Below are 15,268 nucleotides of genomic sequence, written 5' to 3'. Positions count from 1 at the left end.
CGGGGAGTGAAGAAGATCAAATGGAGGGTGAAAAATGCAAAAAAAACGGCCAGCAACGAAGCTGACCGCGACAGACACAGATTTAATAACAGCCAGGATGACGCAAAAAAGACCGATTAACGCAAGGCTTCGTTTTTCATAACGGAGTAACGGCCACTGCCCAGGAACATGATCACCAGACCGCCGAAGAAGTACATGGCTTCACCTTCCAGACCCCAGGCTCCGACTTCTGTGGTGGTAAAGAACTTACCGGCGACGACCAGGAACACAGCGACTAAAATATTGAAGGCCATTACCAGCGCAGCAGGGCGGGTGAAAATACCCAGGATAATCAGAACCGGCGCAATCACTTCGCCAATGTAAGCGCCATAGGCGATAAAACCAGGCAGACCGTCAGCCTGCAACATCTGGGCAATCCAGCCGACACCGTTTTCCATTTTAGCCACGCCATGAAATAAAATGAGAATGCCAAAAGTCAGACGTAACAGCAGCTTACCAAAATCCTGATGATCAATGGCGCGGGTAAAAGAAGCGTTCAGTTTAGCCAACATAATGTGTTCCTTTTGAAGGTAACATGCACGGGTGCAGGCAGGGGGTCACGCGGCTCCAAGATCAGCGGAGTAATCACGTGGAGAAATTATGCAGAGAGTATTGGCCTAAACGGGATGGGATAAAATCTGATAACTTTGAAGATGTCTGTCAAAAAAACTGTCGAAGCAAATCAAAAAACCGGCAGAACCTGAGTCTGCCGGTTTGGTACGTTAATCCCTGAGGGCTTTATAGAGCGACGGTTCCCCTTGCGGGCGCGTTTTGAAGCGGCGGTGCAGCCACATATATTGCTCCGGCGCCTGGCGGATTTCGTTCTCAACCACTTTATTCATATACGTCGCGGCGACCACTTCATCATCCAGCGGGAAGTCAGCCACCTGAGGATGAATGATCATCTCATAGCCTTTTCCACCCGGCAGACGGCGCGGAGTGAATGGGATAATGGCCGGTTTGCCCATCCGCGCCAGCAGGTAGGTGCCGGTGGTCGTTGCGGCTTTATCCACGGCAAAGAAAGGAACGAATACGCTGGCACGCGGGCCATAGTCGTGATCGGGCGCATACCAGATGATGTCGCCCTGCTTGAGACTACGGATCATACCTTTGAGGTCTTTGCGATCAAGCATCCCTTTGTTCGAACGCATACGTCCTTTGGTCTGGATCCAGTCCATCAGCTTATTATCGTGCGGACGGTAAACGCCCACGCCCGGATTGTGAATGCCGAAAATGCGGGCGCCCAGCTCCAGCGTCAGGAAATGTACGCCTATCAGCAACACGCCCTGTTTGTTGTCACGTGCGTGCTGGATATGCTCCAGACCGCTGACTTTGAACCAGCGCTCGATACGCCAGTCCGGCCAGAACCAGGCCATACCGGTTTCAAATAAGCCCATCCCCACGGATTCAAAGTTTTTCACCACCATATCTTCACGCTGTTCCGGGTGCATATCCGGGAAACATAATTCGATATTACGCTGCGCAATTTTATAGCGGTGTTTGAGAAAACGCATAGAGAAGCGGCCCAGTCCGGTGCCAATTCGATAAATGACCGGATAAGGTAATAATACCAGCGCATACAGCAAGCCCAGACCAAGCCAGGTGATCCAGTAGCGTGGGTGCAGCAACGAGCGGTTAAAGGTGGGTACCTGAGTCATAGATTCTCTGCGTCAATGGATCGAAGTAGAAAGTTTATAAGCTCTGTCTAGTGCAGCAGCCTGCCACGGAAATACGTCCATATTTCGATGGGAATAAAAGTTGTTCGTAATTATTTGCAGTAATGTGAAACATTGTGGCATCTTTTTTGGATGAGGTGAAAATTCACGGCACTAATACCTCATTTTACTTATGGATTGGGTGAATGGAAAACAATTTGGTTTTTATCTGCTCATCCGTTTTGCCATGGTATACATCGCATCAAATATCAGCAGATAAACGGTTTTTGTCAATGAAACAGGCAGCCCGAAGGCTGCCTGTTGTGCTTTTGCGACTGAGGGGTTATTCCGAATGGAACAGACCTTTCAGCCCGTGAGGCTCGCTGCGCCAGTACTGTTTCGGCGCCGAAACTTTGGCGCCCAGTTTCGCGGCGGCATGCCACGGCCAGCGCGGGTTATATAAAATGCCACGAGCGAGGGCAATCATATCAGCCTGACCGGTGCCGATAATGGCTTCAGCCTGCTCCGGTTCGGTGATAAGTCCTACGGCGATCACTGGCATGTTCACATAACGCTTGATGCCGTCAGCGAAAGGCACCTGATAGTTCGGGCCAACGGCGATTTTCTGCTGCGGACTCAGGCCGCCGCTGGAGACGTGAATATAGCTGCAACCCAGCTTGTCCAGCGCTTTAGCCAGTTCAATGGATTGTTCCAGGTCCCAGCCACCTTCCACCCAGTCAGTGGCAGAGATTCGCACACCAATCGGTTTTTCAGCCGGGAATTCGGCACGTATTTCTTGGAAGATTTCCAGCAGCAATCTCATACGGTTTTCCAGTGAGCCACCGTACTGATCCGTGCGCTGGTTTGACAGCGGTGACAGGAACTGATGCAGCAGATAACCGTGCGCACCGTGCAGTTCGAGCAGGTCTAAGCCCAGACGATCCGCGCGGCGGACAGTCTCAACGTACGCTTTTTTCAGTTCATCAATACGCGCCAGAGACATCGCCTCAGGTGCTTCAGTGCCCTCTGTGAAGGCAATCGCGGAAGGTGCGACCGTTTGCCAGCCGCCAGCAGATTGTGGGATTTGCGCGCCACCGTTCCACGGCGCTGCGCAGGAGGCTTTGCGACCGGCGTGTCCCAGTTGCAGACCCAGCGGCATTTTGCTGTTGGCGCGCAGGCCGGTAATCAGATCTTTCATTGCTGCTTCAGTGGCATCGTCCCATAACCCCAAATCCTCGGCAGAGATACGTCCTGCGGCTTCAACGGCAGTGGCTTCAAGGATGAGCAGACCGGCACCCGAGAAGGATAACTGCCCCAGATGGGCGTGATGCCATGCAGTAGCTTTCCCCTCATCGGAGGAATACTGGCACATTGGCGCGATCACAATGCGGTTTTCCAGCGTCAGCTCGCCTAAGGTAATTGGTTCAAAAAGCTTACTCATATTTCATGCCCCTTAAAATTCAGCGTTGTGAAGAGTTCCCAAGGATGGGTGATATCTAAGAATAGGTTATCGCATTTAAAACATGGGCAATGAACAGCAGGTGTTTTTCTTATGACGAATTTGCAACGGAAGATGTCCTCGTTGTTGCTTTAATGTATAATCTTGCCGCTTCAAAAGTAGCTATTCGGTATCCAATAGTTAAATTCCCCTGAAAGACAGGAACGTACACCATGCCAGTGTTACATAACCGTATTTCTAATGAGGAACTCAGGGCGCGCATGTTGGCTGAAACAGAGCCGCGCACCACCGTTTCTTTTTATAAGTATTTCCAGCTCGAAGATCCGAAAACCTTCCGTGATGCTTTGTATGTCAGCCTGACGCGTCTTAACGTGTTTGGTCGTATTTACGTGGCAAAAGAAGGGATTAACGCGCAAATCAGCGTTCCGCAGAGCAAGTTTGAGGCGTTTAAAACCGAGCTGTTTTCCAGCCATCCGGCGCTGGATCAAATTCGTCTGAACGTGGCGCTGGAAGACGACGGTAAATCCTTTTGGGTGCTGCGTCTCAAAGTGCGTGACCGTATCGTGGCGGACGGGATTGATGATGATACTTTCGATCCTTCTAACGTGGGTGAGTACCTGAAAGCCGAACAGGTCAACGCCATGATTGACGATCCGGACACGCTGTTTGTTGATATGCGTAACCACTACGAATATGAAGTGGGGCATTTTGACAAAGCGATAGAAGTGCCATCGGATACCTTCCGCGATCAGCTGCCAATGGCCGTTGATATGCTTAAAGAAGACAAAGACAAAAAAATCGTGATGTATTGCACGGGTGGGATCCGCTGTGAAAAAGCCAGCGCCTATATGCTGCATAACGGTTTTAAGAATGTGTATCACGTTGAAGGCGGCATTATTGAATATGCGCGCCGTGCGAAAGAGCAGGGATTACCGGTCAAATTTAAAGGCAAAAACTTTGTCTTTGATGAACGCATGGGTGAGCGTATTTCTGATGACGTGATCGCGCATTGCCACCAGTGTGGCGAAGCGTGCGACAACCACACCAACTGTAAAAATGACGGCTGCCATCTGTTGTTTATTCAGTGCCCGACGTGTGCGGCGAAGTTTGACGGTTGTTGCAGCGAAATCTGTATGACCGAACTGAAATTGCCGGTGGAAGAACAGCGTGCGCTGCGTGCTGGCCGTGAAAACGGCATCAAGATTTTCAATAAGTCCAAAGGCCTGTTGCAAACCACCATGCACATTCCGTCACCAGAAAACGACTGATCTGCGTCTGAATGCTGAATGACAAAAAGCCCTGAACGGCATTCGCTGTTCAGGGCTTTTTTGGCGCAGTGAATTACTTCTCCTGCACACCTTCCACGGAAATAATCAGCTCCACATTCTGAGACGCAGGACCCAGATCGGTGGTGATGCCGTAATCTTTCAGCGCGATAGTGCCTGCGGCTTCAAAGCCTGCACGATAGCCGCCCCACGGATCCTTGCCCTGACCGAGCAATTTGGCCTGAAGGGTCAGCGGTTTGGTGACGCCGTTGAGAGTGAAATCACCGGTGACTTCCAGATCCTCACCTTCTTTTTTCACTGACGTTGATTTGAACGTTGCCTGCGGATGTTTGCCGACATTCAGGAATTCAGCGCTGCGCAGATGTTTGTCACGTTCGGCATGGTTGGTAAACACGCTGGTCGTGTTAATGGTCACATTCACTTTATCCGCCGCTGGGTCTTTCTCGTCGAAAGTGAATCCGCCGTCAAAATCGTTAAAGCTGCCGTAGAGCCAGCTGTAACCTAAATGTTTGATACGAAACTCGATAAAGGCGTGCTGACCTTCTTTATCAATTTTGTAATTTGCTGCGGTGGCAGAACCGGCGGCCATTAACAGGGATGCCAGCGTCAGACCCAGAGTGGTTTTTTTCAACATGGTTATTCTCCGTTTATCCATAATGCGAACAACATAAGTAAAGAGCAGAACCTTAACCGGATCAGCGCCCCAGCATGCGTGTCAGGGTGCTGTCTCGGTCAATAAAATGATGTTTAAGCGCTGCAAGCGCGTGGAACCCCGAGACAATCACAATGCCCCACGCCAGCCACAGATGCAGGGTGCCTGCAATGTCCGCCTGCTGATTCAATCCGAACAGCGTTGCGGGAAGTTCAAACCAGCCGAAGACGCTGACGGCCTGGCCTTCAGCGGTCGAAATGAGATAGCCGCTGATAAGAATGCCGAACAACCCGATAAATAACAGAACATGAGCAAGCCACGCGCCGATCCGGGTTTTCGCGCTATAGCTTTCAAGAGGCGCAGGCGGCGGTGAAATAAAGCGCCAGGCCAGACGAAATACCATGGCAATAAATACCAGTACGCCAATACTTTTATGTATTTCCGGCGCACGGTGATACCAGGTGTCGTAATAACCCAGTCCGACCATCCACAATCCCAGTGCAAATAATCCGTAAACGGCCAGTGCTATAATCCAGTGAAGGATTACTGAAATATGACCAAACCGGACGGGCGTATTTTTCCACAACATAAACAGGCGATCTCGACTAAGGCTTTTTGTGGAAATTAAACATTTAGAAACATTCTGGCAAACTATTATTTCCAAAAAAGGCGATTAATTTTACTCTTTCATTATTTTTGATGTTTTTATCATGATCTTATTCAGTGCTTTCGTTTTATCTGCACGAAGATACGGGTTTTTGAGTGTAAGGCAGGGCGGGCAAGGGTTTGTCAACTTTTGTCATCGACGGTAAAGTTTGCTTTTCTTCTAAAAATTTGAGTAAAAATAATGATTGCAACAGTGATTAATAAAATCGAATGCTTTTGGCTTGAGGTTTGTTGAATGGCTGAGGATACGGAATAAGGCAGTATTTATGTCGGAAAGACTCAATGTTTCTTAAAGAAAGCGTAAAGACTTTTAGGGTTTTGTTCAGACCTGATCGAGATCAGCTTATGCAATAGGATGATATTTATAATCCTTTTTAATTCCGATTAGGAATATTTTTATTGTCTTATATTTGATGTTTCCTGATGAGGTTTCTTTCCCTGAATTCAAAGAGAGCGGCATCCGGCATCACATGGAGAGTGACACTATGTTTACTGCAACAAAACGGTTCACTGCAACAAAACGTTTTGCCGCCATTCCGGTACTGCTGACATTATTCATCGCCCCGCTGGTCGTTCATGCTGCGCAGTCTCTGCCGGTAGTAACCGCGGCCACTATCAAAACTCAGGCTGACGGCGTTGGCCGTACTTATCTCGGGCGCCTTGAGGCCGTTCAGGCGGTGAATATCACCAGCAGGACGGAAGGATTTATTGCCCGCCGCGCCTTTGAAGAAGGGCAGTTCGTGAAGGCCGGGGATCTGCTGTATGAAATCGAACCGGCCCTGCATCAGGCCGCGGTTGCTCAGGCAAAGGCCCAGCTGGACAGTGCGAATGCCACCGCGCGCCACGCCCAGACACATCTGAACCGTATTCAGCGTCTGGGAGATGCGCGTACGGTGAGTCAGTCCGATGTCGATACGGCGCTCGCCGCACGTGATACCGCCCGCGCTGCCGTGGCGCAAGCCCAGGCTGCATTGAAAACGCAGGAACTTCAGCTCAGTTACACCCGTATCACCGCGCCCATTTCGGGGCGCATCGGCGTGAGTCATTTTCATACCGGCAGCCTGGTCAGTCCGGCCAGCGGTGTAATGACGGAAATTGTGCAACTTGATCCCGTCCGCGTGGTGATTTCGGTCAACGAGCGGGATGTTCTTAGCGCGACGCATACCAGCGGTGACCTCGGGCAGGCATTTTCTGATACCCATATGGCTTTGTCCCTGTGCTTATCGGATGGCTCACCCTATATGAAAACGCCGGTGTTTGAGTCACTGGGTAACCGCATCGAAGCACAGACAGGAACGTTGCCGGTCAGGCTGACGGTCGCCAATCCTGAGCATCGTTTATTGCCGGGCGGAACAGTCAATGTCACCGCCCAGCCGCACACAGGGGATCAGCTGCCGGTATTACCGGCGCAGGCTCTGCAGCAAAATGCGACAGGATATTTTGTTCTGCTGGTGAATGCTGAACAGCGCATCGAGGCGCGTCCTGTCCGGCTTGGCGCACAAACTTCTCACGGCTATTTCGTGGCGGAAGGATTGCAGGGCGGCGAAAGTGTCGTGACGGAAGGCCTGCAACAGGTTCAGCCAGGCATGAAGGTCAGTGTACGGGACGCTTCTGACGTCTCAGCCGCCGCTGCTAAGAAAGGTTAAGGAACAACGATGCTTCAGCAATTTATCAAAAGACCCCGTTTTGCGGTGGTGATCGCGCTGGTGACGGCGCTGATGGGTGCCGTTGCACTGAAGGTGATCCCGGTTGAGCAGTATCCTGATATTACTCCACCGGTGGTTTCGGTCAGCGCCACTTATCCCGGTGCCAGCGCGCGCGATGTGGCGGAATCCGTCGCTGCGCCGATTGAAGCGCAGGTCAATGGCGTCAGTAATATGTTGTATATGTCGTCGAACAGCGGCAATAACGGCAGTTACACCCTGACCATCACCTTTGCCAGTGGAACCGATCCGGACACCGCGGCCGTGGAAGTCCAGAACCGTATTTCTCAGGTCAGCTCGCGTCTTCCGCCGGAAGTGCTAAGTACGGGTGTATCGGTACGTAAACAGGCGTCTAATATTCTGATGGGGATCAGCCTGCTTTCACCTAAGAATACGCATGACAAATTATTTATCAGTAACTTTGCCAGCATCCAGTTACGCGATGCGCTGGCGCGTATTGATGGTGTAGGTGATGTCCGGGTTTTCGGTTCGCGTGATTACAGTATGCGGATCTGGCTGGATCCGAACAAAATGGAAGCGCTGGATGTCAGCAGTATTGAAATCAGCACGGCTATCCGCGAGCAAAACGTACAGGCCGCTGCCGGACAGATTGGCGCGTCACCCAGTCCATCGATGCAGCAGCAAACCCTGACCATTAGCGGTGCCGGACGGCTGAGTTCGCCGGAAGAGTTCGGCAATATCATTGTGCGCAAGAATGCCAATGGCGGAACGGTTCGTCTGCGGGACGTCGCGCGAATTGAACTGGGCGCGCAGGATTATCAGGTCAATGCCACACTGAATCAGACGCCATCTGCGTTCCTGTCTGTATATCCCGCGCCGGGAGCGAATGCGCTGAATGTGGCCAATGCGGTGCGTGAAGAGATGACGCGTCAGGCGCGCAATTTTCCTCACGACCTAACCTATGAAATTAAATTCGACTCAACCCGTTTTGTCAGCGCTACGCTCGATGAAATCGCTGTTTCACTGGTGCTGACCTTTATCGTTGTTCTGACAATTGTGTATTTGTTCCTGCAAAGCTTGCGAGCGACATTCATCGTCGCGCTGACCATTCCGGTTTCGTTGCTTGGCACATTTGCTGTGCTGTACGCCTTTGGCTATTCCGCCAATACGCTGAGTTTGTTCGCCATTATTCTGGCCCTGACGGTGGTGGTCGATGATGCCATTGTGGTGGTAGAAAACGTCGAGCGTCTGATGATGGAAGACCCGTCTCTCGGACGCGTTGCCGCCACCCGCAAAGCCCTGAAGCAAATTGCGGGCCCGGTAATTGCGACGACCGTGGTTCTGCTGGCGGTATTTGTCCCGATTGCGGTTTTGCCTGGCATTACCGGCGCCCTGTATCGTCAGTTTGCCGTTACATTGTCTGCTGCGGTGGTGCTTTCCAGTATCAATGCGCTGACGCTGACGCCGGCACTTTGCGCGACGTTGCTCAAACCGCGCCCTGAGAAACCCGCCCGCATTTTCCACCTCTTTAATCAGGGGCTGGACAAGGTGCGTGACAGGTATGTCAAAACCGCTGCGGGTCTGAGTAAACATGCCCTGACCAGCGTAGCGACGGTGCTGGTCATTACCGGCGCCTGCGTGTGGGGCTACAACAGCCTGCCAAAATCTTTTCTGCCGGATGAAGATCAGGGTTACTTCTTCGTGAATGTGCAGTTGCCAGATGGTGCATCCCTGAACCGGACTGACGCCGTGCTGGAACAGATGCAGACCCTTCTGGAGAAGGATCCTGCGGTGGAAGATGTGATCGCTATCAGCGGTTTTAGCCTGATGAGCGGCGGAAGTGCGCCCAATACTGCGTTCGGCATTGTATTGCTCAAACCCTGGGGTGAGCGCAGCGCAGTGGATCAGGTGATCGGTCGTCTGCAACCGGCAATGGCGGGCATTCCTTCCGCGATGATCATGGCGATAAATCCGCCGGCGATTTCCGGGCTGGGAACCGCTTCCGGACTGGATTTACGCCTTCAGGCCTTGCAGGGACAATCCCCGCAGGAACTGGCAGAGATTGGGCGAACGATAATCCAGAGTGCTAATCAAAATCCGCAGCTGAGCCGTGTCTTCACAACCTTCAGCGCCTCCGTACCGGAAATTGCTTTAAGCGTGGATCGTGATCGTGCCGCCATGATGCAGGTGCCCGTTGGCAGGATTTTCTCGACATTACAGACGTCTCTGGGCGGCGTGAATGTCAGCGATTTCATCAAGAACAACCGTTTGTTTAACGTGCAGATGCAAAATGAAATGGAAGATCGCCAGCGCGCGGACCAGATTTCGACACTCACTGTGCGCAGTGATAACGGTTCACTGGTAAGCCTTGGGAAAATGGTGGAGCTGAAACCGTCACTGGGCGCGCCCTTTATTACGCAATATAACCAGTTCCCGTCACTGGCGGTGAGCGGGGCGGCAGCGCCGGGCGTCAGTTCTGGTGAGGCCATGGCGCAGATGGAAAATATCCTCAGTGAAAAGTTACCGGCAGGATATGGCTATGAATGGAGCGGAATGTCGTTGCAGGAAATTCAGGCCGGAGGGCAGGCAATCCTTATCTATGCCGCGGCACTTCTGTTTGCTTATCTGTTCCTGGTAGCGCAATACGAGAGCTGGAGCATTCCGCTGGTGGTCATGATTTCGGTTATTTTTGCGGTATTTGGCGCTATCGGCGGCCTGCATTTAGCGGGATTAAGTAACGATGTCTATGCTCAAATTGGCATGGTGTTGCTCATCGGGTTGGCCGCGAAAAACGCTATATTGATCGTCGAGTTCTCCAAAGCGCGCAGGGAAGAAGGGGCATCCGTCCGCGAAGCCGCGCAGGAAGGGGCGAAACAGCGTTTTCGTGCTGTTATGATGACGGCCATTTCCTTCATTCTCGGCGTGTTACCTCTGGTAATGGCGTCAGGAGCGGGAGCCATGAGCCGTCATATTATCGGTGTCACAGTGTTTAGCGGCATGTTGCTGTCCACGACGGTGGGGATCCTGTTTATCCCGGCGCTGTATGTTCATATTCAGTGTTTACGTGAGTGGACGAAATCCCGCTAAAGGCATGAGGGAAAGAAATTTGCGAAAGACAATGGTGACAACTCAGGGGCTGAGGATCGTCGTGATGATGGCGATGCTGGTGGTGATATTTGCGGGCATTAAATCGGCAGCGGATATCATTGTCCCATTCATTCTGGCGCTGTTTCTGGCTTTCGTCCTCAATCCGCTGATTGTCTTACTGGGAAAATGGCGGGTGCCCCGGGCACTCGCGGTATTACTGGTTGCGACCCTGACGGTATGCCTGATGGTGTTTCTGACCACCAAGTTGCTGATGACCCTGAATGAGTTTGCCCGCACATTGCCGCAGTATCGCGGGCTGATTGCAGCAAAGCTGATCGAAATTGATACCAGGTTCCACTGGTCAGAATTTTCATTAACACCTGAACAACTGGCCGGCTATATTGATCCGGCCTTCATGCTCAATCTGGTCAGCAAGCTTATCAGCTATCTGTCTAATGCTATGGCGGGTTTATTTTTACTGCTTATGACCGTCGCCTTTATGCTGCTCGAAGTTCCGCAACTGCCTTATAAGGTGCAGCAGTTGTCCGAAGATCCGGGCAAGGGCATGGCGAATGTTCAGCGTGCGCTCGACAGCGTAACCCGTTATCTGGTGATCAAAACGCTGATCAGCGTGGTGACCGGGCTGGCGGTGTGGGCGTTGCTGGCCGTTATGGGGATCAGGTTTGCGTTTCTCTGGGGGATGCTGGCTTTTGCGCTCAACTATATCCCCAATATTGGTTCTTTTATCGCGGCAATTCCTCCCATCATTCAGGGATTTTTGTTCAATGGCTTCAGTGAAGGTCTGATTCTGACCGGCGGATATATCCTGATCAATCTGCTGTTTGGCAGCATTATTGATCCGAAAATTCTTGGCCGCGGGCTTGGGCTTTCAACGCTGGTGGTGTTTGTATCGTTGATTTTTTGGGGATGGCTGATGGGGCCGGTGGGAATGCTGCTGTCAGTACCGCTGACCATTGTGCTGAAAATTGCACTGGAGCCGACCGCTGCTGGTCACAAAATTGCCGTCCTGTTGGGCGACGGACCGCTGAAACGCTAATTTCAGTTTTGCTCTTCTATTCGCTGAGCGAGAATTTCGATGCTTTGAAGCGATATCAGTAATTGCTGACGGGCGGCTAGATCAAGCCCGTCAAACAATCTGTCGATGGCTTCCTGCTTGGGTTTTTTTACCTGCGCCAGTGCCTGTTTGCCGGCTTCTGTCAGCTCAAGCAATTGCGAACGGCGGTCAGTAGGATGGCGACGACGTACCAGTAAACCATCTCTGTCCATCGCATCTATCGCATCTGTGATCGTTCGGGGAGATTGCTGAAGCACGTTGGCCAGCTCAGCTGGACGGCAGGTCCCTTCCTGGGCAATTGCTGTCAGCAGTTTTTCGCGTGCCAGAGAAAGTCCCTGAGCGGACATAGCGGCGTCTACTTGTTTACGCATCAGCCGGATAACCGACAGCAGCGTTTCAGTGATCACCGCCGGAGTTGCATCGTCAGATGTGTGTTCAATCATATTGTGAGGCCACTCAAAATTAGTCTGCTAACGTTGAGTTTATTGTATCCCTCCGCGGGGGGAGTGCAACCTGCCTGTGGCATGGAGTTAAAAGCACGACGGGTAAAGTGGAAGGTTTGAAGCGGAGAAATAGCGATGACAAAGCCACTTAATACCCTGACTGAACAGGATATTAATTAGCTTTGTTAACTTAACTGTAGATTTTGTAAATCTGCTGAAGGTCATCTTTAATCTGACGACTGACGGGTGTTGCGGAAATATCATCGATCGGCCAGAACATATACTTGATGAGATTATAAACGAAGCAGAACTCCAGACGGTTACGCACTTTTATTTTTTGCGCCAGATGACGCTTATGGACATACACCGTACGGCTGCTGATATTCAATTTTCTGGCGATGCGGTAGTTAGGCATTTCCGACATCCAGTAACTCATCACCAGAATCTCCTGATCGCTGAACAAGGTTCTGGGGAGCTTGAAATTATTGACTGGCATAAACGATTGCGGGTCTAACGCTATGTCTCGTAATAATGACGTCAGTGACTGTTTGTTGAGAATAAATACCTCGCGGGTAATCGGAATCGGAGTATCATAATCAGGATAATTCGCATCGATATAGCAGTATATACTTGCGCCGTGTCGATACTCGAAGAAGTTTTTTAATTCCTGAGACAATTCGGAGTTGTGACAATACCTCGTCATGTTAACTAAGATAATGTCTGGCTGAAATTCAGGGATTGATTCTAACGCCTGAGAAACATTCACTGCATCAATAATCTGGAGATTATTATTCTCAGCCAGATAAGAGAAAATTCCTAATCGGGTAAAACCACAGGGTTCAATAATTGAGATTTTCATGTCACGTCCTTGTCATGCGTGTCATTACGCGATGGAAACCACTCCTGTGATTTCTGCGGCTAGCATAGTTTTTTTTCTATAATGCTGTCAATTCAGAAATACCAGACTATTGATCTCGTTCAAAGCGAAATTAGAAATAATCCTTACAGAAATACAATGACAACCATCGTTAAATATCAACGATGGTTGAAACATTTATACATTAACTGAATCTTGAGAGAGAAAAGGGTTTAAGATCAAAAGGAATAGGATGATTGTTAGCGAAGTGAGTAACTATTTCACCTAATACGCTGGAAAATTTGAACCCGTGTCCGCTTAACCCTGAAATAACCAGCGTGTTTTTCTGGTCAGGCAGTGTATCTATAATGAAGTCTTCATCCACAGTCATATCGTAAGTGCATGATGCACCGCGCAGACTGACCCCAACTCCTGGCAGGAAATGTCGGAAAAAATTGAAGGACTCGGTACCATCCTGACTGATTTTGCCGAAAGGTGACCGTTCTACCGGTTCTGTGATCCACTGGCCCCCGTTGTGTTTTCCTAGTTTCAAGGCATCTTTGACAGAGGGGAAACCGTAGTACTGATCGCCTTGCTGTGTTTCAAGGGTAAATGCAGGGAAGTGGTTTTCCTCACTATAACGGCCATCTGCATGGAACCAGGCGAAAACTTTGCGCAGAGGTTTAACCGGCAATTCAGGCAGAATTTTGGTGACCCAGGTTCCAGCAGATATCAGCATTTTTGCCGCACTGTAGACGCCATCCGCCGTAGTCACCTCAACGCTGTTCTCATGCCATTGAATACTTTCAACCGGGCAATTAAACAACTGCGCGCATCCGGCTTCTCGTGCCAGACGGATATATGCGGTGACGGCCATTTCACATTGAAGATAACCGGAGTCAGGTTCAAACACGCCTGAGTAACCGTCAGGTAACGTGAATAAGGGCCATTTATCGCGGATCTCGGCGGCGCTCAGATTCTGTGTGTTCAGGTGATAGGTTTGTGCGCTGTGTTTTACATTGCCGATGAATTCAGAATTTTCAGGACCGATGTTGAGCACGCCGCTGCGATGAAAAATCTTATCGCCGCTCAGTTCTGCCAGTTCATTCCACAGCGTTTGTGCCCTGAGCAGCATAGGTACATATCGCGCGCCTTCACCATAAGCATGGCGGATCAGGCGGGTTTCACCGTGATGGCTGCCTGCCTGATGGGGCGGCATTGAACTGTCTATCATCAGTACCTTCAATCCGGCACGTGTGGCATAGTAGCCCGCCGCAGAACCGACGGAACCGCTGCCGACGATGATGAGATCGTAATCCATATTTAAAAATTCCTGAGGTGAGTTTTTAACAAATAGGCTACAGGCATGATAGAGAGTTTACGACGGTGAAGGCAAGCAGGGCAGAGGCAAAGAAAAAGGCACCAGGATGAAATCGCTGGTGCCTCAGGCTGGCAGATTAAAATCAATGTTTTCGGTGATCACTGTATTCGTACTCGTTAGATTCTATCTTTTCAATGCCGGCTTCGAGAATGTTGATCAGTTGTCGGGCAACGTCGGTAGTTAACCACAGGGTTCTGTCTACCTGAGCATCCTCGGGTGTCTGGTCTTTTGAAGACAGGTAATGAAGACGTATCATCATGGCGTCATAAGAGTCGACGGTACTGATATCCCAACCAACAAGCGGGTGTGTCTGAATAACTTCATCATTTCTGTCCATATAGACCCCTTATATTGTAGTGACTAACGTGAGTGACTATCTGAGGATCAATGCGGCTCATTATCAGGTGAGCTTGTTCAGTATAAACAGTTAAATCGATTTATGGTGAGATTTGAGAGTATTAAATTGTAAATAATTTGTGGCGATTAATAATTCAGCAGAATAGTCCGAAGATTAACCAAAATTATTTTTGGGGGAAGTGTGATTTATGCATTCCAATGAATAAAAAACCGGACTGCGACGCCCGGTGAAATACAGAAATAGCCTTACGGCGTGGTTTTAATAAACCTGATTATTATAAATAGGGCAGAGAAAATGAATAGGTTTGCAGACATTTCATAGTGTTACTCATCGTTCTGATTTGAAAACCAGTCGTCGGCACTTTCCCAGGTTTCCTGCAAAATTTCTTCGATCAGATCGCGATCAGTTTTAGCTCCGCCCAATACGGACAGGCTATTTGCTCCCGCATAACGGACCTGAACTTTATTTTCGCGATCAGTAAACTGTTTGTTAATTCTCTTACTCAATTCACCCGATAACGCGTCCAGCGCGCCAACAGGCAGAGGCTTGGTTTTATCGATTGTGACTTCAACACGCATAGGACCTCCTGAATAGATTTGACTGTATATTTATACAGTCAAATCATGATCAGCGCAAGCTACCGTGCT

At 50.2% G+C, this 15,268-nt stretch carries 14 protein-coding genes; 4 read left to right on the top strand and 10 right to left on the bottom strand.

Annotated features, from left to right (window positions below; genetic code table 11):
• Positions 1-116: 116 nt before the first annotated feature.
• The 3 genes from UC15_RS22785 to UC15_RS22775 form a co-directional block, all read right to left on the bottom strand.
• On the bottom strand, positions 117-551 hold the full coding sequence (locus UC15_RS22785; RefSeq protein WP_112291163.1) for a DoxX family protein: 435 nt from the start codon (positions 549-551) through the stop codon (positions 117-119).
• 210 nt (positions 552-761) lie between these two features.
• Positions 762-1,697 (bottom strand): Kdo(2)-lipid IV(A) acyltransferase, encoded by a 936-nt coding sequence (locus UC15_RS22780; RefSeq protein ID WP_112291162.1) that lies wholly within the window; start codon positions 1,695-1,697, stop codon positions 762-764.
• Between the two features lie 340 nt (positions 1,698-2,037).
• A complete protein-coding gene (locus UC15_RS22775; protein WP_112291160.1) occupies positions 2,038-3,135 on the bottom strand; it encodes an NADH:flavin oxidoreductase/NADH oxidase in 1,098 nt (365 codons plus the stop codon).
• A 230-nt stretch (positions 3,136-3,365) separates the two neighbouring features.
• Here UC15_RS22775 and UC15_RS22770 point away from each other — a divergent pair, with 230 nt between their 5' ends.
• Positions 3,366-4,421: a rhodanese-related sulfurtransferase gene (locus UC15_RS22770; RefSeq protein WP_112291159.1), complete on the top strand. Its 1,056-nt coding sequence runs from the start codon at positions 3,366-3,368 to the stop codon at positions 4,419-4,421.
• A gap of 73 nt (positions 4,422-4,494) precedes the next feature.
• Here the strand turns inward: UC15_RS22770 and UC15_RS22765 are convergent, their stop codons facing one another.
• Both UC15_RS22765 and UC15_RS22760 read right to left on the bottom strand, forming a co-directional pair.
• A complete protein-coding gene (locus tag UC15_RS22765) occupies positions 4,495-5,070 on the bottom strand; it encodes a YceI family protein (protein WP_112291238.1) in 576 nt (191 codons plus the stop codon).
• A 64-nt stretch (positions 5,071-5,134) separates the two neighbouring features.
• Positions 5,135-5,680, bottom strand: a complete 546-nt coding sequence (locus UC15_RS22760; protein WP_112291157.1) for a cytochrome b — start codon at positions 5,678-5,680, stop codon at positions 5,135-5,137.
• A gap of 562 nt (positions 5,681-6,242) precedes the next feature.
• On the opposite strand from UC15_RS22760, the gene UC15_RS22755 reads away from it, so the two are divergent.
• Genes UC15_RS22755 through UC15_RS22745 form a run of 3 tightly spaced genes read left to right on the top strand, consistent with a single transcriptional unit; the run spans position 6,243 to position 11,565 of the window.
• Positions 6,243-7,403, top strand: a complete 1,161-nt coding sequence (locus UC15_RS22755; protein WP_112291237.1) for an efflux RND transporter periplasmic adaptor subunit — start codon at positions 6,243-6,245, stop codon at positions 7,401-7,403.
• Positions 7,404-7,412: 9 nt separating this feature from the next.
• Positions 7,413-10,508, top strand: coding sequence for an efflux RND transporter permease subunit (locus UC15_RS22750; protein WP_112291156.1), 3,096 nt, complete (start codon positions 7,413-7,415; stop codon positions 10,506-10,508).
• Positions 10,509-10,527: 19 nt separating this feature from the next.
• Positions 10,528-11,565, top strand: coding sequence for an AI-2E family transporter (locus tag UC15_RS22745; RefSeq protein WP_112291154.1), 1,038 nt, complete (start codon positions 10,528-10,530; stop codon positions 11,563-11,565).
• 2 nt (positions 11,566-11,567) lie between these two features.
• Here the strand turns inward: UC15_RS22745 and UC15_RS22740 are convergent, their stop codons facing one another.
• The 5 genes from UC15_RS22740 to dinI all read right to left on the bottom strand — a co-directional run bounded on the left by UC15_RS22740 (position 11,568) and on the right by dinI (position 15,199).
• Positions 11,568-12,026 carry a MarR family winged helix-turn-helix transcriptional regulator gene (locus tag UC15_RS22740; RefSeq protein WP_112291153.1) on the bottom strand — a complete coding sequence of 153 codons (459 nt, stop codon included), beginning with the start codon at positions 12,024-12,026 and terminating at the stop codon, positions 11,568-11,570.
• A 190-nt stretch (positions 12,027-12,216) separates the two neighbouring features.
• Positions 12,217-12,885 (bottom strand): LuxR C-terminal-related transcriptional regulator, encoded by a 669-nt coding sequence (locus UC15_RS22735; protein ID WP_112291151.1) that lies wholly within the window; start codon positions 12,883-12,885, stop codon positions 12,217-12,219.
• A gap of 202 nt (positions 12,886-13,087) precedes the next feature.
• The gene (gene solA, locus UC15_RS22730) at positions 13,088-14,203 is read right to left on the bottom strand and encodes an N-methyl-L-tryptophan oxidase (RefSeq protein WP_112291150.1); all 1,116 of its coding nucleotides are present in this window, start codon (positions 14,201-14,203) and stop codon (positions 13,088-13,090) included.
• Positions 14,204-14,345: 142 nt separating this feature from the next.
• Positions 14,346-14,600 carry a biofilm formation regulator BssS gene (gene bssS, locus UC15_RS22725; RefSeq protein ID WP_013576258.1) on the bottom strand — a complete coding sequence of 85 codons (255 nt, stop codon included), beginning with the start codon at positions 14,598-14,600 and terminating at the stop codon, positions 14,346-14,348.
• Positions 14,601-14,944: 344 nt separating this feature from the next.
• The gene (dinI, locus tag UC15_RS22720) at positions 14,945-15,199 is read right to left on the bottom strand and encodes a DNA damage-inducible protein I (RefSeq protein WP_112291148.1); all 255 of its coding nucleotides are present in this window, start codon (positions 15,197-15,199) and stop codon (positions 14,945-14,947) included.
• Positions 15,200-15,268 lie beyond the last annotated feature (69 nt).

It is taken from the genome of Rahnella sp. AN3-3W3, from assembly GCF_003263545.1.
Classification (GTDB): domain Bacteria; phylum Pseudomonadota; class Gammaproteobacteria; order Enterobacterales; family Enterobacteriaceae; genus Rahnella; species Rahnella variigena.
The sequence above is the reverse complement of the archived record's forward strand: the minus strand, read 5'-3'. Positions and strand labels throughout refer to the sequence as shown.